Source organism: Janthinobacterium sp. FW305-129, from assembly GCF_020858115.1.
GTDB lineage: Bacteria > Pseudomonadota > Gammaproteobacteria > Burkholderiales > Burkholderiaceae_D > Janthinobacterium.
Genome location: NZ_JACYMM010000014.1, coordinates 1 through 25297 on the forward strand (window position 1 = coordinate 1; position 25297 = coordinate 25297).

The 25297-nt window shown below is 63.7% G+C and carries 22 protein-coding genes and 1 pseudogene; 3 read left to right on the plus strand and 20 right to left on the minus strand.

Going from position 1 to position 25297, the window contains the following annotated elements; translation table 11 throughout:
* Positions 1-129 precede the first annotated feature (129 nt).
* The 3 genes from IGS61_RS24470 (at position 130) to IGS61_RS24480 (ending at position 2333) form a co-directional block, all read left to right on the plus strand.
* Complete coding sequence (locus IGS61_RS24470; RefSeq protein WP_230542056.1) at positions 130-1233, plus strand: hypothetical protein; 1104 nt, start codon at positions 130-132, stop codon at positions 1231-1233.
* Entirely contained in the window at positions 1224-1850 is a 627-nt protein-coding gene (locus IGS61_RS24475) for an ABC transporter ATP-binding protein (RefSeq protein ID WP_230541989.1), read from the plus strand. The genes IGS61_RS24470 and IGS61_RS24475 overlap by 10 nt, the downstream gene beginning before the upstream one ends.
* A gap of 135 nt (positions 1851-1985) precedes the next feature.
* Complete coding sequence (locus IGS61_RS24480) at positions 1986-2333, plus strand: CzcE family metal-binding protein (RefSeq protein WP_230541990.1); 348 nt, start codon at positions 1986-1988, stop codon at positions 2331-2333.
* A gap of 72 nt (positions 2334-2405) precedes the next feature.
* Here the strand turns inward: IGS61_RS24480 and ahpF are convergent, their stop codons facing one another.
* The 20 genes and pseudogenes from ahpF to IGS61_RS24580 all read right to left on the minus strand — a co-directional run bounded on the left by ahpF (position 2406) and on the right by IGS61_RS24580 (position 25175).
* Entirely contained in the window at positions 2406-4001 is a 1596-nt protein-coding gene (ahpF, locus tag IGS61_RS24485; protein ID WP_230541991.1) for an alkyl hydroperoxide reductase subunit F, read from the minus strand.
* A 98-nt stretch (positions 4002-4099) separates the two neighbouring features.
* Entirely contained in the window at positions 4100-4663 is a 564-nt protein-coding gene (ahpC, locus tag IGS61_RS24490; protein WP_071326099.1) for an alkyl hydroperoxide reductase subunit C, read from the minus strand.
* Positions 4664-4851: 188 nt separating this feature from the next.
* The gene (locus IGS61_RS24495) at positions 4852-5244 is read right to left on the minus strand and encodes a DUF3597 domain-containing protein (protein ID WP_099666109.1); all 393 of its coding nucleotides are present in this window, start codon (positions 5242-5244) and stop codon (positions 4852-4854) included.
* A 178-nt stretch (positions 5245-5422) separates the two neighbouring features.
* A complete protein-coding gene (locus IGS61_RS24500; RefSeq protein WP_230541992.1) occupies positions 5423-8266 on the minus strand; it encodes an EAL domain-containing protein in 2844 nt (947 codons plus the stop codon).
* A gap of 134 nt (positions 8267-8400) precedes the next feature.
* Positions 8401-8793, minus strand: coding sequence for a D-ribose pyranase (rbsD, locus tag IGS61_RS24505; RefSeq protein WP_034753900.1), 393 nt, complete (start codon positions 8791-8793; stop codon positions 8401-8403).
* Positions 8794-8797: 4 nt separating this feature from the next.
* The gene (rbsK, locus tag IGS61_RS24510) at positions 8798-9706 is read right to left on the minus strand and encodes a ribokinase (RefSeq protein WP_230541993.1); all 909 of its coding nucleotides are present in this window, start codon (positions 9704-9706) and stop codon (positions 8798-8800) included.
* Entirely contained in the window at positions 9703-10761 is a 1059-nt protein-coding gene (locus tag IGS61_RS24515) for a LacI family DNA-binding transcriptional regulator (RefSeq protein WP_230541994.1), read from the minus strand. Before IGS61_RS24515 ends, rbsK begins: the two co-directional genes overlap by 4 nt.
* A gap of 9 nt (positions 10762-10770) precedes the next feature.
* The gene (locus IGS61_RS24520; protein WP_070312235.1) at positions 10771-11742 is read right to left on the minus strand and encodes an ABC transporter permease; all 972 of its coding nucleotides are present in this window, start codon (positions 11740-11742) and stop codon (positions 10771-10773) included.
* 18 nt (positions 11743-11760) lie between these two features.
* Positions 11761-13314 (minus strand): sugar ABC transporter ATP-binding protein, encoded by a 1554-nt coding sequence (locus IGS61_RS24525; RefSeq protein WP_230541995.1) that lies wholly within the window; start codon positions 13312-13314, stop codon positions 11761-11763.
* A gap of 86 nt (positions 13315-13400) precedes the next feature.
* Complete coding sequence (locus tag IGS61_RS24530) at positions 13401-14360, minus strand: sugar ABC transporter substrate-binding protein (protein ID WP_442908099.1); 960 nt, start codon at positions 14358-14360, stop codon at positions 13401-13403.
* A gap of 208 nt (positions 14361-14568) precedes the next feature.
* Positions 14569-15438, minus strand: coding sequence for an EamA family transporter (locus IGS61_RS24535; protein ID WP_230541996.1), 870 nt, complete (start codon positions 15436-15438; stop codon positions 14569-14571).
* A gap of 160 nt (positions 15439-15598) precedes the next feature.
* Complete coding sequence (locus IGS61_RS24540; protein WP_230541997.1) at positions 15599-16687, minus strand: zinc ribbon domain-containing protein; 1089 nt, start codon at positions 16685-16687, stop codon at positions 15599-15601.
* Positions 16688-16695: 8 nt separating this feature from the next.
* Entirely contained in the window at positions 16696-17808 is a 1113-nt protein-coding gene (locus IGS61_RS24545; RefSeq protein WP_230541998.1) for a zinc ribbon domain-containing protein, read from the minus strand.
* A 67-nt stretch (positions 17809-17875) separates the two neighbouring features.
* Complete coding sequence (locus IGS61_RS24550; RefSeq protein ID WP_268994046.1) at positions 17876-18598, minus strand: hypothetical protein; 723 nt, start codon at positions 18596-18598, stop codon at positions 17876-17878.
* A gap of 47 nt (positions 18599-18645) precedes the next feature.
* Positions 18646-19368: a hypothetical protein gene (locus IGS61_RS24555; RefSeq protein WP_230542062.1), complete on the minus strand. Its 723-nt coding sequence runs from the start codon at positions 19366-19368 to the stop codon at positions 18646-18648.
* A gap of 156 nt (positions 19369-19524) precedes the next feature.
* A pseudogene (locus tag IGS61_RS28030) lies at positions 19525-19632 on the minus strand (zinc-ribbon domain-containing protein); the annotation flags it as partial.
* A 280-nt stretch (positions 19633-19912) separates the two neighbouring features.
* A complete protein-coding gene (locus IGS61_RS24565) occupies positions 19913-22174 on the minus strand; it encodes a YgiQ family radical SAM protein (protein WP_442908101.1) in 2262 nt (753 codons plus the stop codon).
* Positions 22175-22400: 226 nt separating this feature from the next.
* Positions 22401-22679, minus strand: a complete 279-nt coding sequence (locus tag IGS61_RS24570) for a DUF4404 family protein (RefSeq protein WP_070219601.1) — start codon at positions 22677-22679, stop codon at positions 22401-22403.
* Positions 22680-22690: 11 nt separating this feature from the next.
* Positions 22691-22903 carry a VF530 family DNA-binding protein gene (locus tag IGS61_RS24575; RefSeq protein WP_070219603.1) on the minus strand — a complete coding sequence of 71 codons (213 nt, stop codon included), beginning with the start codon at positions 22901-22903 and terminating at the stop codon, positions 22691-22693.
* Positions 22904-23021: 118 nt separating this feature from the next.
* Positions 23022-25175, minus strand: a complete 2154-nt coding sequence (locus IGS61_RS24580) for a M3 family metallopeptidase (RefSeq protein ID WP_230542001.1) — start codon at positions 25173-25175, stop codon at positions 23022-23024.
* Between the last annotated feature and the right edge of the window lie 122 nt (positions 25176-25297).

Genomic DNA, 25297 nt, shown 5'->3' on the forward strand with positions numbered 1-25297 from the left:
CGGGTTCGAGTCCCGTCCGCTCCGCCAATAAAAGAAAAGCCCTTTGGTTCCTGGAACCGAAGGGCTTTTCCCATTTCCGGGCAGCAAATGCACTAGAATCAGCGCTACCCTGACTCAGTCCACGCCTTGATGCGCCTGCCCTGCAGCTTTTCCCCCTACCTCGCCCTGCGCTTGCGCCTGGCCCATCATGCTTTGCTGCAATTTGCCGCCAGCGTGACCAGTTCCGTGGAAATCTTCTTTTTCCTGGCCGGTCCCGTCCTGCTGGGCCTGCTCAGCGTCATCGCCCTGCCCGGCTTTCTCGCCGTGAACAAGCCCTGGCCCGCCGCCCTGGCCATCATCGGCACGCAAGCCCTGCTCACTTGCCTGCCCGCCTGGCTGCTGCGCAAGCGATTGCTGCCGGCGCATACCGCCGCCTGGCTGCGCCAACTGCCCTTGCCGCCGCGCCTGCGCTGGCAAGCCGATATCGCCGTGGCCGGCCTGCTGATGCTGCCGCTGGGCCTTGCCTATGCCGTCTCGGCCGCCATCTGGCTGCTGCAGTCGCCTCCCTGGCTGCGCCCGGTTGCCGCGCCAGGCACTATTGCCACCATTGGCGCATGGCTGCTGGCCTGGCTGCTGACGACGCTCATCGTGGCCCGGCGCCTGCGCGCGCCACGCCCCGCACAAACGGCGCGCCCGGCCACGATGAGTACCTATGTGCCGCAGCAGCCCCGCTGGCGCAGCGTCTTCCTGTGGCGCCAGCTGTTCTGGCTGCCGTTCTGGCGCAACGAGAATGTGATCGGCCTGCAGCAAAGCGTGCTACTGGCCACGGCCGGCGCCAGCATGCTGGCCTGGCTGCTGCGCATGCCCCTCGTGCCCGCGCCGCTGCTGGGCTTGCTGGCCAGCGCCAGCCTGGTCATCGTGACGGACCGCGGCGACAAGGCCGTGCGCGAGCAGATCGCCGTGCTGCGCCCCGTACTGAACGCCTGGCCCCTGGCCAGCACGGCCCTGACGCGCCTGGCCTGCGCGGCCAGCCTGCTGCCGGCGTTTGCCGTGCTGCTGGGCGCGGGCGCCTTGCTGTACGCCACCGATCCCGCCGCCCTGCAGCAGCGCGTGACCACGGTGTACGCCCTCACGGCCAGCGTCGCCCTGCTGGCCATCGTCGGCCTGCCCCGCCTGACGGCACGCGGCAGGGTCGCCCTCGTCGTCCTGTCCATCCTTGCCTTGAGCGCCATCGGAAGCGAATTATGGAATTGAATGCCTGTTCTCCCACCCTGCACATCGAGCACCTCGATTTTCACTTCCCCACGCACAGCGTCTTCCAGGGGTTCAAGCAGCAATTCGGTCCCGGCATCACCTGGCTGCGCGGCGCGAACGGGGCCGGCAAGACGACCCTGCTGAAGCTGGCGGGCGGAGCCCTGCTGCCTGCGCGCGGCAGCATCCGCCTGGACGACATCGACAGCGCTCGCATGCCGCTGGCCTACCGCGCGCGCACGTTCTATTGCGGCGGCGATGCGCCCGCCCTGCCCTGGCTGCAGGTGCACGAATTTCTCGACCTGCACCTGGCCCTGTACCCGGGCAGCGACCAGGCCCTGCTGAACGATGAGCTGAGCGCGTTTGCCCTGCTGCAGACCTTACAACAAAGCATCAACGCCCTCTCGCTGGGCCAGCATAAAAAACTGCAACTGGCACTGGCGCTGGCCTTGCCCGTGCGCCTGCTGCTGATCGACGAGCCGTTCAACGGCCTCGACGCGGCCGCCATGGCGTACTTGCGCCAGCGACTGGCCGAACCATCCCGCCTGGCGCGCCAGTGCATCGTGCTGACCAGCCACCTGGCGCCGGACGTGCCGCTGGCGGCGACGGTGGAAATATAGACAGGAAATACAGCTTTGCAGATCGGCCAAGGACAGCTTACGATGCCGTGTTGCAAAAACCGGCGATCCCGGTGCAGCCACGACGACAACATGGCGCGGTTACTCGCCGCGCCAGGCTTATTCTTGGAGATTACTATGTTGAACACCCACCGCAGCGCCCTGGCCATCCTGTGCGCCGCTATCACCACCTGTGCCGCCTCGGCCCTCGCCGCCGGTCCCACGGGCACGGCCGCCGACTATGGCAGCAGCGCGCCCCACGCCGCCGCCCAGCGCAGCATCGAACTGCAGGCCGATACCCGCCACATCAACGTCACGCGCGGCGAAACCGTCACCATCGCGCGCGCCGGCCAGCGTTTTACGTGGCACGTGCAGACTTTTAACAACAGGACCGCCTTTGCCCTGAGCGACATCGCGCCGAAGGACATGCCCGTTGACGGCATTCAAGTCTATGTGGCCGCCAATCCCCTGTACGCGGGCAGTTAAGTTTCCTGCGCGCATAAAAAAACCGGAACCACCTTGCGGCAGTTCCGGTTTTTTCTTGATAAGGCTCAATAGTTAGGCCGTCAGCGCTTCTTTCGCTGCGGACTCGTCGACCACTTCCTCGTCGTCCGAGCGGATCAGGTGGTCAAAGGCGGACAGGGCTGCCTTGGCGCCTTCGCCGGTGGCGATGATGATCTGCTTGTACGGCACCGTGGTGACGTCGCCGGCCGCAAACACGCCGGGGATCGAGGTCTGGCCGCGTGCGTCCACTTCGATTTCGCCGTGGCGCGACAGGGCTACCGTGCCTTTCAGCCATTCCGTGTTCGGCACCAGGCCGATTTGCACGAAAACGCCTTCCAGCTCGACCTTTTTCGACTCGCCGCTGACCCGGTCCGTGTAGCTGAGGCCATTGACGATCTTGCCGTCGCCGTGGATCTCGGTGGTTTGCGCCGACGTGATCACGGTCACGTTGGGCAGGCTGTGCAGCTTGCGCTGCAGCACCGCATCGGCGCGCAGTTCCGCGCCGAACTCGATCAGGGTCACGTGTTTCACCAGGCCGGCCAGGTCGATCGCCGCTTCCACCCCCGAGTTGCCGCCGCCGATCACGGCCACGCGCTTGCCCTTGAACAAAGGACCGTCGCAGTGCGGGCAGTAGGCGACACCGTGGTTGCGGTATTCCTTCTCGCCCGGCACGTTGATTTCGCGCCAGCGGGCGCCGGTGGCCAGGATGACGGTCTTGGCTTTCAGCACGGCGCCATTCGCCGTTTCAATTTCGATCAGCTTGCCTGGCGTCAATTTCGCGGCGCGCTGCGTGTTCATGATGTCGACGTCGTATTCCTTGACGTGCTGTTCCAGCGCCACGGCGAACTTCGGACCGTCCGTTTCCTTGACGGAAATAAAGTTTTCGATAGCCAGGGTATCGAGCACCTGGCCGCCGAAACGCTCGGCCAGCACGCCCGTGTTGATGCCCTTGCGGGCCGCGTAGATGGCCGCTGCCGCGCCGGCCGGGCCGCCGCCGACGATCAGCACATCAAACACGTCTTTCTTGTTCAACGCTGCCGCCTGGCGGGCGCCGGCGTTGGTGTCGAGCTTGGCGAGGATTTCCTCGACATTCGTGCGTCCCTGGCCAAAGTGCTGGCCATTCAGGAACATCATGGGCACGGCCATGATCTGGCGTTCTTCCACTTCCTTCGGGAACACGCCGCCATCGATGGTGGTGACCTTGATGCGCGGGTTGATCACGGCCATGGCATTCAAGGCCTGCACCACTTCCGGGCAGTTATGGCAGGAAAGCGAAATAAACGTTTCAAATTCGTAATCGCCGTCGAGGTTGCGGATCTGCTCGATCACGGCATCGTCGAACTTGATGGTGTGGCCGCCCACTTGCAGCAGCGCCAGCACCAGCGAGGTAAATTCGTGGCCCAGCGGCACACCGGCGAAACGCACGCCGATGTCGGAGCCGGTACGGTTGATGCTGAACGACGGAACCCGTACGCCAGCGTCAAGGCGCTCGACCAGCGTGATCTTGTCGCTCAACAGGACTATCTCCTGGAGCAATTCCTTCATCTCGCGGGCTTTTGCGCTGTCATCGAGAGAAGCGACCAGCTCAAGCGGATACACCACTTTTTCCAGGTAGGATTTCAGTTGGGTTTTGAGGGTTGCATCTAACATGATTTTTTCTTCCTTTACAAATATTTAGGCGAATGCCGGGCCGGACGCCCGGTCCGGCATCGCGGTAACTACTTGTTTGCTACATCGTGCATCGAGACTTAGATCTTGCCGACCAGGTCCAGCGATGGGGTCAGCGTTGCTGCGCCTTCCGTCCATTTTGCCGGGCACACTTCGCCTGGGTGGGAAGCCACGTACTGGGCGGCTTTGACTTTGCGCAACAGTTCTGCGGCGTCACGGCCGATGCCGTTGTCATGCACTTCCAGCACTTTGATGAAGCCGTCCGGATTGATGACGAAGGTGCCGCGCAGTGCCAGGCCTTCTTCTTCGATCATGACTTCGAAGTTGCGCGACAGGGCGCCCGTTGGGTCGCCGATCAGTGCGTATTGCACTTTCTTGATCGCGTCCGAGGTGTCGTGCCATGCTTTGTGCGCGAAGTGGGTATCGGTCGAGATACCGTACACGTCGACGCCCAGCTTCTGGAACTCGGCGTGGTGATCGGCCAGATCTTCCAGTTCGGTTGGGCAAACGAAGGTGAAGTCGGCTGGGTAGAAGACGAATACCGACCACTTGCCTTTCAGCGACGCTTCCGTCAGATCGACGAATTTGCCATTGTGGTATGCGGTTGCCTTGAATGGTTTAACTTGGGTATTGATCAGCGACATAGTCATTTCCTCTCGTGTGGTGAATCAGTAAGACTCTAGTGTAAGGGGTTTTAACCCATATGCAAAATTGATTGTAACAATAGTTTCAATTGGTTTTAACTATCATGACGCCATGGGAACTCCATGATAGGCAGTTCCCACGGGATTGAACAGCGACAACAAGGGTTTCCCTTCCTGCCGCCGGGTCTTTAATTTTTGAGTTCTTCCGGTACTTTGCCGCCGTTTTCCGCCAGCTTGATCATCACCTGGCGATGCAGCCAGATATTCATGCTGGCCGAATCATTGGTGTCGCCCGTGAAGTGCAGCTCTTGCGCCAGTTCCTTGCGCGACGCCAGGCTGCTGTCAAGTTGAAGCAATTTCATCAGGTCGACGATGGACGTGCGCCAATTGAGTTTTTCCGCGTTTTTACTGGCCAGGTCGACCAGCACCACTTCCACGTCCACCACCGGCACGGCAGCGGCAGGTGCGGCCGCCGGTGCGGCTGCCGCTGGCGCGTCGGTGGCGGCAGCTGGCGTGGCTGCCGGGGCAGCGTCGGACGAATGGTGGAAGATCTTGTTGTAGATATTGCTGAAAATGCCCATGAGGTCACCTCGAGTTGAGTGAATGGAAGAAGAGTTGCCTGCGCGCCCGGTTCACATGACGCGAACCGGTGACAGCTGGAGCCGGGCGCAGGCGCCAGCCCATCGAGTATAAGCCCGTTCGGGCCGGGAGCCCTGTCCCGCAGGCTTGCGTCAAATCTGGTGGCGGGCTACGTCTGTTTCAAGGGTGCAAGGGCCGCCGGGCATGCAGCAGCGCATCGAACGCTTCGATGGCCAGCGGCGGCGCAAACAGATCGCCTTGCGCAAAATCGCAGCCGATGTCCTGCAGCAGCACGCGCTGCTCCGGCGTCTCCACCCCTTCGGCAATCACCTGCAAACCCAGCTTGTGCGCCATGGTGACGATGGCTTCGCACAGCGCCAGCTCGCTGGCGCCGGGGGCCAGCTTGCGCACCAGCACGCCGTCGAGCTTCAGGTAATCGATGCCGCAATGCTGCAATTGCGTCAGCGAAGCCTGGCCGCTGCCAAAGTCGTCGAGGGCGATCTGCAAGCCCACCTCGCGCAGGTGCTGCAGGCGGGGCGCCATGCCGCTGGCCGGTCCCAGCAGCGCATCTTCGCGCATGTCGAGCACAATGGCCGAAGGCGGCACATCGAGCGCCAGCAGCTGGCGCAGCCAGGTGCCGGGCGCCTCCGCTTCGCGCTGCAGCTCCAGCGGCGACTGGTTCAGGCACAGTTGCAGCCCCGGCAAGCCGATGGCCTGGCCCTGCGCGCGCCAGCGCAGCAATTGCGCGGCCGCCGTGCGCAGCACCCAGTCGCCGATGTCGACGATCAGCCCGCTGCTTTCGGCCAGCGCCAGGAAATCGGATGGACAGATGATGCCCCGCTGCGGATGGTGCCAGCGCAGCAAGGCTTCCACTTTGGCAATATTGCCGCTATGCAGCTCGACGATGGGCTGGTAATGCAGCCGCATCTGCTGTTCGCGCAGGGCCGTGCGCAAGTCCGCCCCCATGCGCATGCGGTTGACGGCCGCCACCTGCATGGCGGGCGTGAAATAACTGTAGCGGTTGCGCCCCGCGCCCTTCGAGACATACATGGCCTGGTCCGCATGCTTGAGCAAGTCTTCGATATTGCCCGCGTCGTCAGGGTACAGGGTGATGCCGATCGAGGCGGAGACGAAGGCCTGCTCCTGGCCCAGCAGGAACGGCGCCAGCAAGCCGTCGAGTATCTGCCGCGCGATGCGGTCGACTTGCTGCAGATCATCAAGGTCGGACAGGATTACCGTGAATTCATCGCCGCCCAGGCGCGCCACCGTGTCCGTTTCGCGCACGCCCACGCGGATGCGCCGCGCCGCCTCGATCAGCAGGATATCACCCTGGTGGTGGCCCAGGGTGTCGTTGACTTCCTTGAAATGGTCGAGGTCGATGAACAGGATGGCCACGCGGCTCGTATCGCGCCGGCCCTGGGCCAGCGCCAGGCGCAGGCGCTCGTGGAACATGCGGCGGTTCGGCAATTGCGTCAGGGTATCGAAATTGGCTTGCTGCCAGATCAGCGCTTCCGTTTGCCGCTTGTCCGTCACGTCTTCCAGCATGCACAGGTGGTGCGGGCCACGGTGGCGCGCCGTGTCGATGGCCGTCACCGAGGCATCGACCCACACCACGCCGCCATCGGGCCGCACGATGCGTTTCGAGTGGCGAAAGCCGGGCAGGCTGCGTGCCAGCAATTGCGCCACCTGTTCCTGCTCGCCCGCCACGTCGTCGGGATGGCTGATCTCCATCCAGCTCGATTGCTTCATGTGCTCCAGGCTGCGGCCGCTGATGGCCAGGTAGCGGGGATTGATATCGAGAAAACGCCCGCTCAGGGTATCGATCAGGGCGATGCCCATGGGCGCTTCCTCGAACATGGTGCGAAAGCGCAATTCTCCCTGGCGGATGGTTTCTTCCGTGCGGCGGCGCTCGCGCGCCAGATTGCTGAAGTGAAAGGCCGCCGACACGGCCAGCAGGCTGCCCGCCACGCCCAGCGACAGGTACAGCCAGCCGAGATCCGCGCCCGGCACGGGGCGATACAAAAAGCCCTGGTAGGCGCGGCTGTCCGTGGCATTGCGCGGCAGCACGCCCATGGCCGCATAGGTATCGGCGATATGCTGCCAGCGCTGGGGATTCATGTAGCCCGGTTCCACCAGTGTGGGCTGCAGCAGCAACTCCATCTGCTGCGCCTCGTACAGCAGATGGGCATGGTCGTGGCGCTGGCTGTATTTGACGTGGATCAGCTGCGCCATTTCCTCGCGGTGCGCCATTGCGTATTGCCAGCCGCGCAGGCTGGCCGCGCGGAATGCTTTCACGCGCTCGGGATGGCGGCGCAGTTCGTGCTCGCTGGTAAACAGGTTGTCGCCGTAAAAATCGATGCCGGCCGTGCGCGGCGTAAACTGGTAATAGGGAAATCCCGCCCGGTCCAGGTAATCGGGTTCGTTGGTGGAATACGCGGCAATCGCATCGACCTTGCCATTGATCAAATCCTCGATCCTGTAGCTGGGCGGCAAGTGGCGCATCTGCTGCGGCGCGACACCCATTTTCCGCAGGAACAGCGACACTTCATCGGATGCGGCCGCCACGTCGGTGGGCGCGCCTATCATCACGGGCGCCCCCACCAGCTTGCGCACGTCGGGCGCGCCGCCTTGCTGGCGCATCAGCAGCACGCTGGGCGAATGCTGGAACACGACGGCCAGCACCACCAGGGGTTTGCCGGCCAGGCGACTGAGCAGCAGGGTGCTGTTGCCCACGCCATACTCGGCCTGACCCGCCAGCACGGCCGCCTCGGCGCGCGGCGCGCCGCTGCCTTCGAGCAGCGTCACGTCGAGGCCCGCCTCGCGGTAATAACCCTGCTCGATGGCCGCGTAATAGCCGGCGAACTGGAACTGGTGCGTGAAATTGAGCTGCAGGGAGACGGGCTCCAGCGCGTGCGCCGGCGTGGCCAGGCACAGCAGCAGGAAGAACAGGCCGCGCCAGCCGCGCGCCAGCCTGCCGGCGAGCGGCAAGACAAAGCGGAAAGCGTCGCGGGCTTTCATCGGCATGGCGGCACACCACAGGAAGCTGCCGGGCTGGCAGGGATACGGCTATTGTAGCCGCCCCTTTTGCCGAAGGATAACTATTTCAGTGAGGACAATAGCGTTAATGTTTTTGGCAAACAATCTGGCGTTTGTTTGCGCTAGAACACGACGCCGGCCACCAAAATGATGTTGGCATACGGACTGCACTCGCCCGTGCGCACGATGGCGCGCGCGCCCTTGCTCAATTGCTTGAACTCATCATGCGTCACCTGGCGCGCATCGGGCAAGGCCAGGGCCGCCACCTGCGCCGCCATGGCCGGATTGTGCTGCGGCAACTCGCTGGCGAGCAAATGGTATTCCACCTGCATTTCGCTCAGTACCGTGTTCACGGTATCGATGAAGCCGGGAATGCCGCGCGTCAGGGCCAGGTCGATCAGAGGCACGCCCGGCTGCGACGGCAAGCCCGCGTCGCCGATGACGAGCATGTCGCCATGCCCCAGCGAGGCGATCAGTTGCGACAGTGCGATATTCAGCAGCGGTGATTTTTTCATGGTCTCAGAACAACTCGTGCAAGTGGGGGATCGAGGTTTGCGCGCCGGGCTTGGTGACGCTCCAGGCAGCCGCGCGCTGGCCTTGACCTATCGCTTCCGCCTCGTCCATGCCGGACGCCAGGCCCGCCACAAAACCGCCGATGAAAGTGTCGCCGGCGGCCGTCGTGTCGACCGCTTGCACCGCTTCGGCCGGAAACGTGTAATCGCCGCCATACAGGGCCGCGTGCACGCCCTTGGAGCCGAGGGTGATGATGACGTTGTCGCTGCCCAGCTTTTGCAGCGCCGCCGCCAGCGCCTTGGCATCCGCGCCTTCCGGGCTGACGCCGGCCAGCATGGCCGCCTCGATTTCGTTGGGAATCAGGTAGTCGACCAGTTCCAGCACGCCTTCCGGCAAGCTGGCGGCCGGCGCCGGGTTCAGCACCACGGTCTTGCCCAGCGAGCGGGCCAGCTTGATGGCGTGCACGACGGTGGCCATCGGCGTTTCCAGCTGCAGCACGACGATATCGGCCTGCTCGATCAAACCTTGCGCAGCGTCAATGTGCGCGGGGCTCAACAGATCGTTGGCGCCGCCGGCGATCACGATGCTGTTCTGGCCATGGTCGTCGACGAGGATGGAAGCGATGCCGGACGCCACGCCCGGCAAGGTGGTGATGTGGCTGTCGATGATGCCGTCGCCCACCAGCGCCGCGCGCAAGGTGGCGCCGAACGCGTCGTCGCCCACGCAGCCGACCATGGCCACTTGCTGGGCGCCCGCCACTTTGCCGCTCAGGCGCGCGCAGGCCACGGCCTGGTTGGCGCCCTTGCCGCCAGGAATGGTGCGGAAAGCGCCGCCCGTCAGGGTTTCGCCGGGGAGGGGCATGCGCGGCACGCGCAAGACCAGGTCCATATTGATACTGCCGATAACCACGATCATGATGTCATTCCCATCAGTTCAGTTGCAGGAGAAGAAGTAGGTACAGCAGAAGGTACGGTGGCGGCCACGCTGGAGCCGCGCACGTGCAGCTCGGGGGCAATGCTGCGCTGCTGGCGCGGCAAGGCGGGGTCGGCGATGCGCGCCAGCAGGCAGGCGGCCGTGATGCGGCCCAGCTCGCGCGTATTCTGCGCCACGCTGCTCAGGGCCGGATGCACGAAGCTGGCCAGGTCGATATCGTCGAAGCCGACGACGGCCAGTTCCGCCGGCACGGCAATGCCGCGCTCGGCGGCGGCGCGCAGGGCGCCAAAAGCCATCAAATCATTGCAGCAGAACAAGGCGTCCGGACGCTGGCCCTGGGGCAGCGCCAGCAAGTCCAGCGCGGCCGCATAACCGCCCGCGCTCGTAAAATCGCCATGCACGCACAGGGCGTCGGCCAGGGTCACGCCCGCGTCCGCCATGGCGCTGCGCGCGCCGGCGATGCGCTCATTGGAAATGCTCACTTCGCGGGGACCGGCGATGCAGGCGAGGCGCCGGCGTCCCAGTCCCAGCAGATGGCGCGCGGCCAGGGCTCCGCCGGCGCGGTTGTCGACGGCCACCGCATCGATGGCCAGGTCGCTGGGCGCGCGGTCGAGCAGCACGGCCGGCACCTTCATCTTGCGCAGCAGTTCGCCGTCGCTGTCGGCCAGCGCGGACAAAATCAGGCCGTCGCAGCGCTTGGTCAGCAGCACGTTCAGGTAATCGCGCTGCTTGACGGGGTCGTCATCGGAATTGCACAAAATCACGCTGTAGCCGGCCGCGTAGCAGCTGTCCTCGATGCCGCGCGCCACTTCCGAGAAATACGGGTTCGTATTGTTCGGAATGATCAGGCCGATGGTGCCCGTGCTGCGGCTGCGCAGGGAACGCGCCAGCGCGCTGGGCACGTAATGCAGTGCCTCCGCCGCCGCCAGCACGGCGCGGCGCGCCTCGTTGCTGACGGGGCGGGTATTGTTGAGGACGTGCGACACGGTGGTAAACGATACCCCCGCCGCCTGCGCCACTTGCTTGATGGTTGCCATGGGCGAGTATTATGAACGCTCGCCGCGGCGGCGGTAGGTGTCGAGCACGACGGCGGCAACGATCACCAGGCCCGTGACGATGCGTTTCACGGGTTCGGACACGCCCACTTGCGCCAGGCCCGCTTCCAGCACGGAAATGATCAACACGCCGATAAACGTGCTGATGACGGAACCGCGCCCGCCCATCAGGCTCGTGCCGCCGATCACGACGGCAGCGATCACTTGCAACTCCATGCCCACGCCGCCATTCGGGTCGGCCGCTTCCAGGCGCGACACCTGGAACAGGGCGCCCACGCCGGCCAGAAAGCCCATCAAGGCAAACACCAGCACCTTCGACGGTTTTGTATTGATGCCGGACAAACGCACGGCTTCTTCATTCGTGCCGATGCCGATCCAGTGGCGTCCCAGCACCGTGCGCGTGAGCACCAGGTGGCCGATGACGACGATGGCGATCGAGGCGATGAAGGCAGGCGACAGGCCAAAGGCGATGGGCGAGCTGATGCCGTCCACGGCGCTGCCGATGTATTCCGTGCGCGAGTTCGTCACTTGATACGCCATGCCGCGCGCCATTTCCAGCACGCCCAGCGAGACGATGAACGAGGGAATGCGCCAGCCGACGGAAATGAGGCCCGTCGTGGCGCCGCACAGGGCGGCGACGAACATGCCCAGCAGGGCCGCGCTCCACACGGGCCAGCCCCAGTGCACGACGGCCAGCGACAGCACGGAAGCGGCCAGCGCCATCACGGAGCCGACGGACAAATCGATGCCGCCGATGATCAGGACAAACGTCATGCCGACGGCCATCACGACCAGGGTCGGGATGTTGTTCGACAGGGTACTCAAGGTCGCCAAAGTAAAAAAGTTTTCGCTGGCAAACGAGAACAGCACGCACATGGCCAGCAAGGCGCCGATCAGGCCCGCATAGTTTTTCAGGTCGGCCAGGCTGCGCTGCAGATACGAAGGAGAGGAGTTGGAGGTCATGGGAATCTTTCCGGCGGATCAGGCCGCAGCTGGAGTGGAGTTGGGGGTCAAATAGCCGGAGAAGGCGGCCGACAGCAGCGCGTCCTGGCTCCAGGCGCCGCGCTCGAAGGTGTCGACGATGCTGCCCGCGCTCATGACGGCGATGCGGTCGCAGATCAGCATCAGTTCGCGCAAATCGCTCGACACGATGACGAGGCCCTTGCCCTGGCGCGCCTGTTCGGCCAGCACCTGATAAATATCAAACTTGGCGCCGATATCGATGCCGCGCGTGGGCTCGTCGAACAGCATCACGGGGCAGTCGCGGTACAGCCAGCGGGCGATCACCACCTTTTGCTGGTTGCCGCCGGACAACTCCGCCACCGTTTGCGCGCTGTTGCGCGAGCGGATGCCCAGGCGCTGAATGTAATCGTCGGCCACCGTCGCTTCGGCCGCGTCGTTGAGCCAGCCGGCGCCACTGACGGTATCGAGCGAAGCCAGGGTCGTGTTGACGGCGATGGACTGGCGCAACAACAAACCTTGTCCCTTGCGGTCTTCCGTGATCATGGCGATGCCCGCTTTCACGGCCGCCTGCGGCGAGTGCAAGGCGGCGGGTATTTCGCTGTCGCCGAGGAACACGTCACCGGCGTCGGCGCGGTCGGCGCCAAAGATCAGGCGCAGCAATTCCGTGCGGCCCGAGCCGATCAGGCCGGCGATGCCGAGGATTTCGCCGGCGCGCAAGTCAAACGAGGTCGGATTGACCACCTTGCCGCGCGCCAGGCCCCGCACGCGCAGCAGCGGCGCGCCGATGGTCCGCCCGCTCAGGTCGACGGCGTCGTCGGCCGAACGGCCCACCATCAGGCTGACCAGGTCGGCGGCGGAATGGCCCGCGATGTCGTCGTCGCACACCAGCTGGCCGTCGCGCAGCACGGCGATGCGGTCGGCCACGCGCTTGAGTTCTTCCAGGCGGTGGGAAATATAGATGATGCACACGCCGTCGGCTTTCAGGCGTTCGATCTGCAGGAACAGCAATTCCACTTCGCGGTGCGTCAGCATGGCCGTCGGCTCATCTAACACCAGCAGGCGGCAGGCGCCGATCAGGTTGCGCGCGATTTCGATCATTTGCTGGTGGCCGATGCCCAGTTCGCCGACCAGGGTCCACGGGTCGAGGCCGCCCAGGCCCACTTTCTCCATCTGTTCGCGCGCATCGCGCTCGAGACGGGTGCGGTCGATGAAGCCGAAGCGCTGCGGCAAATTTTTCAAATACAGGTTTTCCGCGATCGACAGGGTGGGAATCAAATTCAATTCCTGCATCACCATGCGGATGCCCAGCGCCTCGGCGGCGCCGCGCGAGGCGGGCTGGTAGGGCTTGCCGTCAAGCAGCATCGTGCCCGTGGTGGCTTGCTCCAGGCCGCAGATGATCTTCGACAGGGTACTCTTGCCCGCGCCGTTCTCTCCCGTCAGCGCCAGCACCTGGCCAGGGGCGAAGCGCAAGCCCACGCCGCCCAGCACGGGGCCGACATAGGACTTGCCGATGTTGTCCAGGGTCAATAGAGGGATGGCGGCTGATGGCGCCGGGGGGATGTCGGTAGGCATGATAAAACTCCGCGGAAAAAGGCGGCGGGGCCGGCGCCGCAGTCTCAGGCAGAGACGCGGACGCTGGCCCCGGCGGGATCAGACGATCAGGACTTGGCGCCCTTGGCGACCAGTTCGACCTTGGTTTCGATGACGCCGCCGAGATCGGCCTGTTTCTTCTTCTGCGCCAGGGCTTTCAGCACGGTCTCGATGCCGAACACGGCTTGCTGCGAACCGAACTGGTCGGCGGTGGCCAGCACGCGGCCATCGGCCAGCATCGGCTTGATGGCGTTGATGTTGTCGTAGCCGACGACGAGCACTTTGCCCGTCTTGCCGGCCGCCTTGATGGCGGACACGGCGCCGATGGCCATGTTGTCGTTACCGCACAGCAAGGCCTTGATATTCGGGTTGGCATTCAGCATGGCGGCCGCCACCGTATTGGCGGGGGCGATTTCCCACTGGCCCGACTGTACGCTGACCACTTTCGCACCGGCCGCGCTCATGGCGTCCTGGAAGCCCAGGGTGCGCTGCTGCGCGTTGTAGGTGGTGGACACGCCTTCGATGATGCCGACGGGGTCGCCCTTCTTGATCTGCTTGGCCAGGAAGTCGCCGACGACCTTGGCGCCCTTGCGGTTGTCCGGACCGACGAAGGGCACGGTGATGCCCTTCTCTTTCAGGGCGCCATCGTCGAGCTTGTTGTCGATATTGACGACGATGATGCCCGCGTCGATGGCTTTTTTCAGCACCGGCACCAGCGCCTTCGAGTCGGCCGGGGCAATCACCAGCGCGTTGACGCGCGAGACGATCATTTGCTCGACCAGCTTGATCTGGCTCGACGTATCCGTTTCATCCTTGATGCCGTTCGACAGCAGGTCGTACTTGGCGGCATTGGCCTTCTGATGCGCCTTGGCGCCATTTTCCATGGTCAGGAAAAATTCATTGGCGAGCGACTTCATCACCAATGCCACCTTTGGTTTGGCTGGCGTCTGCGCCATCGCCGGCACGGCGGGCAAGGCACACGCGAGGACAGCGGCGGCAATCATTTTCAGGCGAATACGGGATGTCATGGGCGTCTCCAGAGTGGTTGGTCAAGCACGTGTACTGCATGCTTTTTAGGAAATTCGTTGCGCGCAAACGTTTGCGCGAAGCGAATAGTGCCTCAATGCCCCATATCAGTGCAAGTAAAACTGTATGTGCGGTGCAGCAAAAAGGGCACGCCCAGAGGGAAACGGGCAGGCCGGTATGATCAGCCTGCCGAGGGGAAATACGCGCAAGTCAGGACTTTGTTGCGGCCCACTGCACGGCCAGCACGCTGGCCAGCACCAGCAGCAAGCCCAGCATCGACCAGCCCGTCATGGCCTGGCCCAGCAAGGCCCAGCCCAGGACGACGGCCATCAGGGGACTGAGCAGGCCCAGCGAGGAGACGGCCACGGGCGACAGGCGGCTGATGCCGCGGAACCACAGGGCATAGGCCAGCAGCGCGCCGGCCAGGCACAGGTAGGCGTAAGCCAATACTTGCTGCAGGGACAGCGGCGGCAACGGCGCATCGGCCAGCCAGGCGACGGGCGCCAGCATCAGGCCGCCGAGCAGCAATTGCCAGCCCGTCAGCGCCAGCACGGGCAAGTCCGGCTTCCAGCGCCGCGTCAGATAGGTGCCGGCCGCCATGCACGCCGTGCCGCCCAGCGCGGCCGCGATGCCGACGGGTTCCCACACGGTGCGCGGCGACAACAGCAACACGCCCATGCCGGCCACGCCCAGCACGCTGGCGCCCAGGGCCAGGCGGGCCGGACGGCGCCCTTCCACGCCCCAGGCCAGGCCCATCACCAAGAGCGGCTGGATGGCGCCCACTACGGCCGCCAAGCCGCCCGGCAAACGGTAGGCGGCCACGAACAGCAGGGCCTGGAACACGCCGATATTCAGCGCGGAAAGAATCAGCACGCGGCCCCAGTCGCGCCGCGCGGGCAGGCGCCGCATGATCAGCAGCAACAGCAGGCCGGCCGGCAGCACGCGGATCAGGGCCGCCGTGTAGGGCCGGTGCGGCGGCAGCAGTTCGGACGTGACGATGTAGGTGGAACCCCAGATCAGGGGCGCCAGCGCCGTGAGCACGATATCGCCCCAGGCGGGACGGAGAATGGAGGTGGACATGAACTATCTCGACGTTAAGATAATTCCAGTGTGGGCGCGAACTATCTTGATGTCAAGATAAATTGGCGGACGTGCCGCTGCGTGCGGGCGTAAAAAAACCCGGCATGGCCGGGCTTCGGGAATGAGGCAAGGCGGCAAGTTGCACCGCCTGGCTCTCCGCCTAATCGCGCACGCGCCGCAGGGTTGTCACCCGCATGCCGCCCATGCTGATCTGCGCCGTGCTGCCATCGTCGCTGACGATAATGTCCATGGCCGCTTCGCCCGCGCCTTCCGGCGCGATCGTCACGGTATTGCCGTTGGTGGTGAAGGTGGCCTTGGTCGAGGTTCCGTTATTGATCACGCTGTCGCGTGTAAATTCCAGGACATTGCCCATCGCCGCCTGCCATTTCCCCACCGCCGGGTGACCGCCAAAGCTGAACACGCTTTTCAGCTTGTCCAGCAGGCCCGCGCCCTGCACGGCCGGCGATCTGCCCATCGCAGCGGCCACGCCCCCCAGGCTCATCTGCTCTTGATCGATGACTTGCCATCGCTTGTCGACCAGCGCCAGCGGCAGCCGTACTTCCAGGTCGCCGTCCGGCAAGCGTTGCAGGATCAGCGCGCGGTCCGGCGATTTGGCGAACCACGCCGCCTCATCGGTCAGCGTCAAGGTAGCCTTGGCCATCGCCACTTGCTGTGCACCCAGGTCGCGCACCTGATCATAGCCGCTGACCTTGGCCACTTTCACGCCCGTGGCCACGCACAGCTTGTCGCCGCGCAAGGCCGCCTTGCCCGGCGCGGCCAGCGCGTAGACAAATTGCGATTGCGCAACCCAACCGCCGCTGCCTTGTTCCACGGGGGCGGCGTACAGTCCGCTACGCACGAGGATATCCAGCCATTGCCGAGTGGAACTGTCGTACGAGGCCACGCGGATCTCTTCCTTCTGGTACGGCAAGTTGCTCAAGCAGAGCAACTTGTCGCGTGCCGCCTCGTCGGCCGCCAGGTGGGCATCGATGGCGCGGCTGAAACTGCTGGCCGAGGCCGCCTCTGGCGCCAGCAGCCACGCCAGGGCGCCGCCTGCCACGATGAGCACCGCCAGCGCGCTGCCGGCGATGATGACGTGGCGCCGCTTCACGCGGGACGGCGCCGGCGTCGCGGCTGGTGCAGATGCCGGTACAGGTGCCGGTGCCACGTTGACGGCCTTGCCGCATTCATCGCAGAAGCGCGCGTCGGGCGTATGGGCGGTGCCGCATTGGGTGCAGAAGTGAGCCATGGTCAGCCTTATTTGAGTTTATGCGCGCATTCGCCGCAGAACACGTCATCGGACGCAACCGGTGCCTTGCAGCTGGGGCAGTGCAGATTTTCAGCTGCCGCTGCCGGGGCGGCGGGAGCGGCGGGTGCCGCCGCCTGCTCGGCCAGGGCACGCGCGCGTTCGCGCGCTTCTTCGGCTTTCTTCTTGACCGTGGCCAGGCCGTCGTTCAGGCTCGCTTCCGACGCGCTGAAATCGACGTTGCGCGTGGCGTTCAGGTAAATGATGCATACGCCCTTGGTAAAGATCAAACTTGGCACCACGGCCGCGGCCGCCATCAGCAAGCCGCCGCCCAGGCCGGCAGCGATGATGTAGCCGGAACCGCCGCCCAGGCCCGAGGCCAGGGAATACATGTTCAGCTGGCTACCCAGGCCGAGTATGGTGGCCGACATGCCCGTCGTCAGCGACACGCCCGTGCCGACGACGCCAAAGATCAGCAGCGTCACAAACGCGGTGATCAGGAACAGCAGCACTTCCAGCAGGATCACCGACACCAGCTTGGTGCGCACGATCTGGTTCAGGCGGGCAATGATCTGGAACACGGTGGCGCCCGACCAGGCGGCAGGGCCGGCCAGCGGCAGCATCACGTAAAACAACGCAAACACCAGCACGCCCAGCACGATGGCCGACAGCGGGAAGACCACCGTGTACAGCACGGGGCCCAACACGGGAATCTTGCAGACGAACAAGATAATGGCGATGGCGATCATGGCCGCCAGCACGATCAAAAATTCAAGGAAGACCACCGCGATCAGGCGGTGGCTTGTGACCAGCGAAACGAGCACGGCATCAACCAGACTCATGCCAGGCTGGCCCTGCGCATCGCGCATCAGCATGATGCCCACGGCGTTGGAACCGTAAAACATCACGAGGAAAGCCATCAGGCCGCCCAGGAAGACCAGCACGACACTTTTCATGCTGCCGGCGAGCACGGTCAGCACGCCGCCGACGAGCACGGCGCCGATGAAGGTCAGGGCCAGCAGGGCAATCGCGCGGAAGTTCCTGATGGCGTCGGTCGCTTCGATCAGCGAGCCCACGGCGGAGGAAAAGGGAAGAGGTTTTGCTGCTTCAGTGGAAATGGTCATGTCTAGCCTGGATGGGGGTAAATCGGGGAACGGAACGGCCGGCATGGCCGCCCCGTGGTAATCAATGTCAGTAAGCGCGGGCCAGCTGCAGGTCGGACGCGGGCGCCTGGCGCTGGACGATCTGCAGCTTGACGTCCTGGCCGCCGACGCGCTTGCTATTCAGGTACAGGGCCGTGCGCACCGGGTAAATGCCCTGCGGCACGCCTTCCGGCATGGGAATCGAGAAGCCGCCTTTGTAGGCGCCGCTGCCGTTATTGCTGCTGACCACCTTGCGCACCGTCTTGATCAAGTCGCCATTCGGCTTGTACAGGCTCAATTCCTCTTCCACCAGCGGGTTCGGATCGCGCGTGCCGGCCGCCACTTCGATATACGAATTGGTCTGCGCCTTCTGGCCCGGACGCACGGAGGATGGCGTAAAGCCCGTCTCGTACTTCACCAGGGTCGACTGCTCGGGCAGCTTGCCCTTGTTGGCCACCTTGTAGTCGGTCTGCACCTGCTGCGCCGTCTTGACTTGCTGGCTTTGATAATTCAGGGCCACGCAGGCGAGCGCGCCCAGGCTGGCGCCCAGGGCCGCGCCGCGCACCGTGTTGTTGCCGCCGCCCAGCAAGCCGCCGACGACGGCGCCAATGCCGGCCAGCATGGCCGTGTTGCATTCGCCGCTGGCCGCTTCCGTGCCGGCGGTATTGGTGCCGGTGGCGCCAGGGCCGCCCGGCGCGGCACAGCCGGCCAGCATCGAGGACACGACCAGCAGCGCCACCATGGGCTTGGCAATTTGTTTCATTTTTTTCACGTTATTCTCCAGGAAGATCAAAATAGGGGGAAGGCCAGCCGCGCGGCTTACTCGATCTGGATTTGCGACAGCGCCTTGTCTTGCGCTTCCTTCGCCTTGCGCTTGATGTCCTGCGCATGGCGGTTGCCCGTATCCATGCGCAACACGGCATTCGCGTTGGCGATGGCGCAGTCGTATTTGCGCTGGCTCATGCAATGGCTCGCTTCCGACAGGCTCTCCGTGATCACGCTTTCCAGGCCGGTAGTCTGTTTGACAGGCGCCGGTGGCGGCGGTGCCGCCTTGACGGGCTTGGCGGGTTTTTCCGCGACAGGTGCCGGTGCCGGTGCAGGTGCCGGCGCAGGTGCAGGAGCTGCCGCTGGCACTGGCTCAGGCTCAGGCTCGGCAGCAGGTGTCGCGGCCAGGTCGGCCGACGTGCCGCCATCGAGCGCAGGGTCGCTGATGGCCAGCGGCTGCTCGGCGGCAACCGTCTCCTCGGCAGGAACCGTCGGTGCGGAGACTGGCGCTGGCACGGCAGGCTTGCCTGACAGGTAATAGTATCCCCCTGCCGCACCCACTACCACTACTGCCGCGACGGCCGCGGCGATCAATTTCATGCGGCTGCTACCGGTCGGGCCGTCGGATGGCGTTTCCGGCACGCCGGCGGGTGCCGGAGCAGGTTCTGGCGCCGGTGCAGGTGCCGGTGCGGGATCGGCACGGCGCTTTTCCAGCACGGGCGGCGGCGCAGGTGGCGCGACCGGTTCCGCCACCGGTGCCGGGACAGGCTCAGGCACGGGTTCAATGACAGGCTCAATCATCGGCTCGATAACCGGCTCCGGCAGCGGCGGCGGCACCGCTGCGGCAAGGGGTACCACGGCAAAGCTGAACGCGCACTTGGGGCAGAACCTGGCATCGGGCTTGCAATCATGGCCGCACTGGCCGCAGGTCTTGCCTGGCACCGGGGGGGCGGCGGCAGGCGCAATAGCAAACGTGGTGCCGCAGGAGGAACAGAATTTGGCGCCCGGCTTATTCTCGGCCTGGCAGGAAAGGCATTTCAATTGGCATCTCTTTTCATATCAACGCAGGGAGTCGCGTACGCTGGCGATTGCCAGAAAGGCAGCTTTGTTGCCGTACGGCTAAATATCCGACGAGTATATTTTCAAACACCAAGTTGCCACAAGGGAAAATTGCCTTTTGCTCTATTCAATTTTTAAATATTGGTAAAAATTATGCCGCCATGGCGGGCCATGCCCCATGTTGGTGCGCCAATAACAAAAAACCCGGCAACGCTGTCTGCGTTGCCGGGTTTTCAGGCTATGCCCGGGAGCCGAAGACCGTTTACTTGCGTCCGCCCCGTGCCGGCGCGGCATGGCCGCCCTTGGCTGGCGGCTTGCCGCCACGGCCCATCGGCACGGCGGCCGGCTTAGCCTTGGTCTTGATGGTCGACAAGATTGACGGACGCACTTTCGACTCGACCGCCGTCGCCTTCGGCGCCGCTGCCGTGCCGCCCAGGGCGATGCGGTTCTTGCCCGGCGTGACCTTGAACTTGTCCGGCGTGCCGGCGCCATGCGTCTGGCGGCTGCGTTCGCCGGCGGCCAGGCCGCCCGACTCGGATGACGTCCAGGCGGGGATCAAATGCTTGTCGCCATTGCCGATCAAGTCGCCTCGGCCCATGTTGACCAGCGCTTCGCGCAAAATCGGCCAGTTGGCCGGGTCCTGGTAGCGCAGGAACGCTTTATGGGTGCGGCGGATCTTGCCGCTGCGGGCCGTTTCCACCACTTCCGAGTCTGCCGTGACCTTGCGCAAAGGATTCTTGCGCGTGTGATACATGGTCGTCGCCATCGCCATCGGCGTGGGCATGAAGGTTTGCACCTGGTCCAGCTTGAAATTGTTCTTCTTCAGCCACAGTGCCAGGTTCAGCATGTCCGTGTCCGTCGTGCCCGGATGGGCGGCGATGAAGTACGGGATCAGGTATTGCTTCTTGCCCGCTTCCAGCGAGAAACGGTCGAACATTTCCTTGAACTCGTCATACGCGCCGATGCCGGGCTTCATCATCTTCGATAACGTCCCCTCTTCCGTGTGCTCGGGCGCGATTTTCAGCAAGCCACCCACGTGGTGCGTCACCAGTTCCTTGACGTACTCGGGGGACCGCACGGCCAGGTCGTAGCGCAAGCCCGAGCTGATCAAGACTTTCTTGATGCCGGGAATGGCGCGCGCCTTGCGGTACAGGGAAATAAGCTTGCTGTGGTCCGTGCCCAGGTTCACGCAGATGGACGGGTACACGCACGACAGGCGGCGGCACGACACTTCGATCTCTTTTTCCTTGCAGGCCAGGCGGTACATATTCGCCGTCGGACCGCCCATATCGGAAATGGTGCCCGTAAAGCCTTTGGTTTTATCGCGGATATGCTCGATTTCGCGCAGGATCGACGGTTCCGAACGGCTCTGGATGATGCGTCCTTCATGCTCCGTGATCGAGCAGAAGGTGCAGCCGCCGAAGCAGCCGCGCATGATGTTGACGGAAAAGCGGATCATTTCCCACGCGGGGATATGCGCCTTGCCATAGCTCGGATGCGGGGCGCGCGCGTAGTTCATGTCGTACACGCCATCCATCTCGTCCATGGCCAGCGGCAGCGGCGGCGGATTGAGCCACACATCGCGTTCGCCGTGCGCCTGCACCATGGCGCGCGCATTGCCGGGATTCGATTCCAGGTGGAACACGCGCGAAGCGTGTGCATACATGACGGGGTCATCCTTGACGACGTCGTAGGCGGGCAGGCGCACCACCGTCTTGTCGTGCTTTTCCTTGGCCATGGCCAGGCGCTCTTCGCGGCTCATGATGCGGATCGGCTTGATGACTTCGGCCGATTTCGACGCATTTTCCGTGGCGCAGGCGGTCTTGTCTTCCTGCACCATTTCGTAGGGGCTGTAGTGCGGATCGATCTTGCCGGGCACGTCGACGCGGGTGGAATTGTGCACGCCCCAGTCGTCACCGGGCAGCCAGCCGGCCGGCACCATGAAGGCCGTGCCGCGCAAGTCGCGGATATCCTTGATGTTTTCGCCGGCGGCCAGACGGTGGGTCAGGTCGACCAGCGCGCGCTCGGCATTGCCGAAAATCAACAAATCGGCCTTGGAATCGGGCAAGACGGAACGGCGGACCTTGTCCGACCAGTAATCGTAATGGGCGATGCGGCGCAGGGACGCCTCGATGCTGCCGATGACGATGGGCACGTCGGAATACGCTTCGCGCGCGCGCTGGGCGTACACGGTGACGGCGCGGTCCGGGCGTTTATTTGGTTCGGCATTGGCCGTGTAGGCATCGTCGGAGCGGATCTTGCGGTCGGCCGTGTACTGGTTGACCATGGAATCCATGTTGCCGGCGGTAATGCCGTAGTACAAACGCGGCTTGCCGAGGATGCGGAAGGCGTCGGCCGACAGCCAGTCGGGCTGGCTGATGATGCCGACGCGGTAACCTTGCGCTTCGAGCAGGCGGCCGACCAGGGCCATGCCGAAGCTCGGATGGTCGATGTAGGCGTCGCCCGTGACGAGGATGACGTCGCACTGGTCCCAGCCCAGCGCGTCCATCTCGGCACGCGACATCGGCAGGAAAGGCGCCACGGCAGCGCGGGCAGACCGCTTGGGAACGGTCGCAAATAAATTGGTAGGGGAGCTCATAGGGTACGGATTGTACCGGAATTGGCCATTTCCAACCTGACGGCCTGCTTTTTACTGTTGGATTTCAGTACAAAAAACGTTTAATTTTCAAACACTTGGGGAAAGAAGGCCCGTCCCGGCAGGGCCAGGCCCAGCATTTCCCACAACTTGCTTAAATGCCCATATTGGCTAGAATCTCACCCAGTTCCCGCAAAGCTGGCTCCAGTTTCGGATGCTTGACGGCAAACTTGGCCGACAATTCCTGGCTGCGCTCGGCCAGTCCATACGTGGTCGACTCTTCTTCCTGTTCCTGCGCGGCGCGCTTTTCCATCAGCAACTTGATGTCGACATCGAGTTTTTGCAGCAAACCATGCAGTTCTTCATCGACGGGGCCGCTGCTTGCGAGGGTCGAATGCAGCTGTTGCAGCGATTCCTTGAGTTTGCTATCCATGTTTTTTCCTGTCAGTCAGTAAATTGCGTGTCCAGGAACAATTGTTCCACCTTGCTCCTGGCCCACGGGGTCTTGCGCAAAAACTTCAGGCTCGACTTGATGCTGGGATCGCTGATGAAGCAATTGATATCGATGTGCTTGGCCAGGCCGTCCCAGCCGTAGTGGGCGTGCAGGCGCGTCACGATACCTTCCAGGGTAATGCCATTCAAATCTTGCTGACTCATATACTCTTTCGACTGCCTTGGTTACGTCTTCATTTACATCTTACTCAATTCTACGCCGCCGGCACAGAAAGCTTGCGTGCGCCAGGTCAACGCAACGCAAGCTTCTGATGAGAACGGCTTACTTCGCGTTCAAGCCGCGGCGTTCCAGCAGCGGTTCCACGGTGGCATCGCGGCCGCGGAAGTCGCGGAACAGCTGCAGCGCATCGACGCTGCCGCCGCGCGACAGCAATTTGCTGCGGAACCAGTCGCCATTCTTGCGCGTCAGGCCGCCGTTTTCCTTGAACCAGTTGACCGATTCCGCGTCCAGCTTTTCCGACCACAGGTAGGCGTAATACGCCGCCGAGTAGCCGCCCGAGAAGCTGTGCGAGAAATACGTGGTGCGGTAGCGCGGCGGCACGGGCGCGTAATCGACGCCCGCATCTTTCAGCGATGCCGCTTCAAAGGCCAGCACGTCCGTCGGAATCTGGCTCGGCGCCAGCTGGTGCCAGCGCTGGTCCAGCAGGGCCGCCGACAGGTATTCCGTCGTCATGAAGCCCTGGTTGAATTTCTTCGCCGCCGTGACCTTGTCGAGCAATTCCTGCGGCATGGCCGCACCGCTCTGGTAGTGCTTGGCATAGTTTTGCAGCACTTCCGGCCAGACGGCCCACATTTCATTGACTTGCGATGGATACTCGACGAAGTCGCTCGGCACGCTGGTGCCGGCAAAGCGCGGATATTTCACGTTCGAAAACATGCCGTGCAGTGCATGGCCGAATTCGTGGAACATGGTCGTCACTTCATCGAACGTCAGCAAGGTCGGCTGGCCGGCGGGCGGCTTCGGAATGTTCAATTGGTTGGCGACGACGGGATGCGTGCCCATCAGCGATGATTGCGACACATATTCATTCATCCACGCGCCGCCATGCTTGTTGCCGCGCGCATAGAAATCGGCAATGAACAGGGCCAGCGGCTTGCCGTTGGCATCCAGAACGTCGTAGACGCGCACGTCCGGGTTGTACACCGGCAAGTCCTTCCGTTCCTTGAAGCTGATGCCATACAGTTTATTGGCGGCAAAGAAGACGCCGTTGTTCAGCACACTATTCAGTTCCAAATACGGTTTCAGCTCGTTTTCATCGAAATTGAAACGCTGCTTGCGCAGCTTGTCCGTGTAGATGGCCCAGTCGGCCGCCGCTACCTGGAAACCGCCTTTTTCCGCATCGACCACTTGCTGCAGGTCGGCCGCTTCGCGGCGCGCGTTGGCGACGGCCGGTTTCGCCAGTTCCGACAGCAGGGTGTTGACGGCCGTGGTGGTCTTGGCCGTCTGGTCTTCCAGCGAATACGCGGCGTAGTTGGCGTAACCGAGCAAAGTCGCCCGTTCGGCGCGCAGTTTGGCCAGCTTCAGCACGATGGCGCGGTTGTCGAACTCGCCGCCCTGGCTGCCGCGGTTCAGCGACGCATCCATCAGGCGCTGACGCGTCTTGCGATCCGTCAATACGGCCAATGGCGGCTGGCCGCTGGTGTTCACCAGGGCAATGACGAACTTGCCCGTCAAGCCCCGTTCCTTGGCTGCCGTGGCGGCCGTATCGATATCGCTGTCCGTCATGCCGGCCAGCTCAAGACGCGTGTCGACGACGATGCTCTTGGCATTCGTTTCCTTCAGCACGTTTTGCGCGAAGGCCGTTTCCAGGCCCGCCTGCTCGGCGTTATAGGCTTTCAGTTTTTCCTTGTCCGCATCGGACAGCTTGGCGCCGGCGCGCACGAAATCCGTGTGATAGCGCTCGAGCAGGCGCAGGGATTCCGCATCGAGGCCCAGCTTGTCGCGCTTGGCATACAGGGTGTCGATGCGGGTAAACAATTTCGGGTTCAGGGTGATGGCATCGCCATGCGCGGCCAGTTTCGGCGACACGTCCACTTCCACCGCTTCCAGCACGCTGTTCGTGTTGGTCGACGTCATGTTGCTGAAGATGCTTTGTACGCGGTGCAGCAGCTGTCCCGTGCGCTCCAGGGCCACGATGGTGTTCTCGAACGTGGCCGGCTGGCGGTTGCTGGCGATCGCGTTGACTTCGGCCAGCTGGCGTTTCATGCCTTCGGCAAACGCCGGCGCGTAGTGCGCATCCTTGATCAGGCCGAATTGCGGCATCTGGAACGGCAGCGGACTGACTTTCAACAGGGGATTCTGGGCGCTGACGGCGGCGGCAGGCGCGGATTTTGCGGTGGCGGCAGCCATGGCGGAAGGAACGGCGTGGGCCAGCATGACGCTGGCGGCGATGACGAGCAGTTGTGGACGGATCATGACATCTTTCAGGAAGCGCGGGAAGAACCGCGATCGCGTCGCGGGCCAGTGGCAGATCATAGCAGCCTGTCACACAGGCGTCATCCAACATGGGCGATCCTGTGGTGCAGCACGCCAAATGC

Excerpts from the sequence above, each read along its gene's own strand:
- IGS61_RS24540 (WP_230541997.1), bottom strand. The coding sequence starts at position 16,687 with ATGGCTCACTTCTGCACCCAATGCGGCACCGCCCATACGCCCGACGCG.
- IGS61_RS24545 (WP_230541998.1), bottom strand. The coding sequence starts at position 17,808 with ATGACCATTTCCACTGAAGCAGCAAAACCTCTTCCCTTTTCCTCCGCC.
- IGS61_RS24480 (WP_230541990.1), top strand. The coding sequence starts at position 1,986 with ATGTTGAACACCCACCGCAGCGCCCTGGCCATCCTGTGCGCCGCTATC.
- IGS61_RS24515 (WP_230541994.1), bottom strand. The coding sequence starts at position 10,761 with ATGGCAACCATCAAGCAAGTGGCGCAGGCGGCGGGGGTATCGTTTACC.
- IGS61_RS24495 (WP_099666109.1), bottom strand. The coding sequence starts at position 5,244 with ATGGGCATTTTCAGCAATATCTACAACAAGATCTTCCACCATTCGTCC.
- IGS61_RS24580 (WP_230542001.1), bottom strand. The coding sequence starts at position 25,175 with ATGATCCGTCCACAACTGCTCGTCATCGCCGCCAGCGTCATGCTGGCC.
- IGS61_RS24470 (WP_230542056.1), top strand. The coding sequence starts at position 130 with ATGCGCCTGCCCTGCAGCTTTTCCCCCTACCTCGCCCTGCGCTTGCGC.
- rbsK (WP_230541993.1), bottom strand. The coding sequence starts at position 9,706 with ATGATCGTGGTTATCGGCAGTATCAATATGGACCTGGTCTTGCGCGTG.
- IGS61_RS24475 (WP_230541989.1), top strand. The coding sequence starts at position 1,224 with ATGGAATTGAATGCCTGTTCTCCCACCCTGCACATCGAGCACCTCGAT.
- IGS61_RS24525 (WP_230541995.1), bottom strand. The coding sequence starts at position 13,314 with ATGCCTACCGACATCCCCCCGGCGCCATCAGCCGCCATCCCTCTATTG.
- ahpC (WP_071326099.1), bottom strand. The coding sequence starts at position 4,663 with ATGTCGCTGATCAATACCCAAGTTAAACCATTCAAGGCAACCGCATAC.
- IGS61_RS24500 (WP_230541992.1), bottom strand. The coding sequence starts at position 8,266 with ATGCCGATGAAAGCCCGCGACGCTTTCCGCTTTGTCTTGCCGCTCGCC.
- IGS61_RS24520 (WP_070312235.1), bottom strand. The coding sequence starts at position 11,742 with ATGACCTCCAACTCCTCTCCTTCGTATCTGCAGCGCAGCCTGGCCGAC.
- IGS61_RS24565 (WP_442908101.1), bottom strand. The coding sequence starts at position 22,174 with ATGTCGCGTGCCGAGATGGACGCGCTGGGCTGGGACCAGTGCGACGTC.
- ahpF (WP_230541991.1), bottom strand. The coding sequence starts at position 4,001 with ATGTTAGATGCAACCCTCAAAACCCAACTGAAATCCTACCTGGAAAAA.
- IGS61_RS24535 (WP_230541996.1), bottom strand. The coding sequence starts at position 15,438 with ATGTCCACCTCCATTCTCCGTCCCGCCTGGGGCGATATCGTGCTCACG.
- IGS61_RS24570 (WP_070219601.1), bottom strand. The coding sequence starts at position 22,679 with ATGGATAGCAAACTCAAGGAATCGCTGCAACAGCTGCATTCGACCCTC.
- IGS61_RS24575 (WP_070219603.1), bottom strand. The coding sequence starts at position 22,903 with ATGAGTCAGCAAGATTTGAATGGCATTACCCTGGAAGGTATCGTGACG.
- rbsD (WP_034753900.1), bottom strand. The coding sequence starts at position 8,793 with ATGAAAAAATCACCGCTGCTGAATATCGCACTGTCGCAACTGATCGCC.
- IGS61_RS24530 (WP_442908099.1), bottom strand. The coding sequence starts at position 14,360 with ATGACATCCCGTATTCGCCTGAAAATGATTGCCGCCGCTGTCCTCGCG.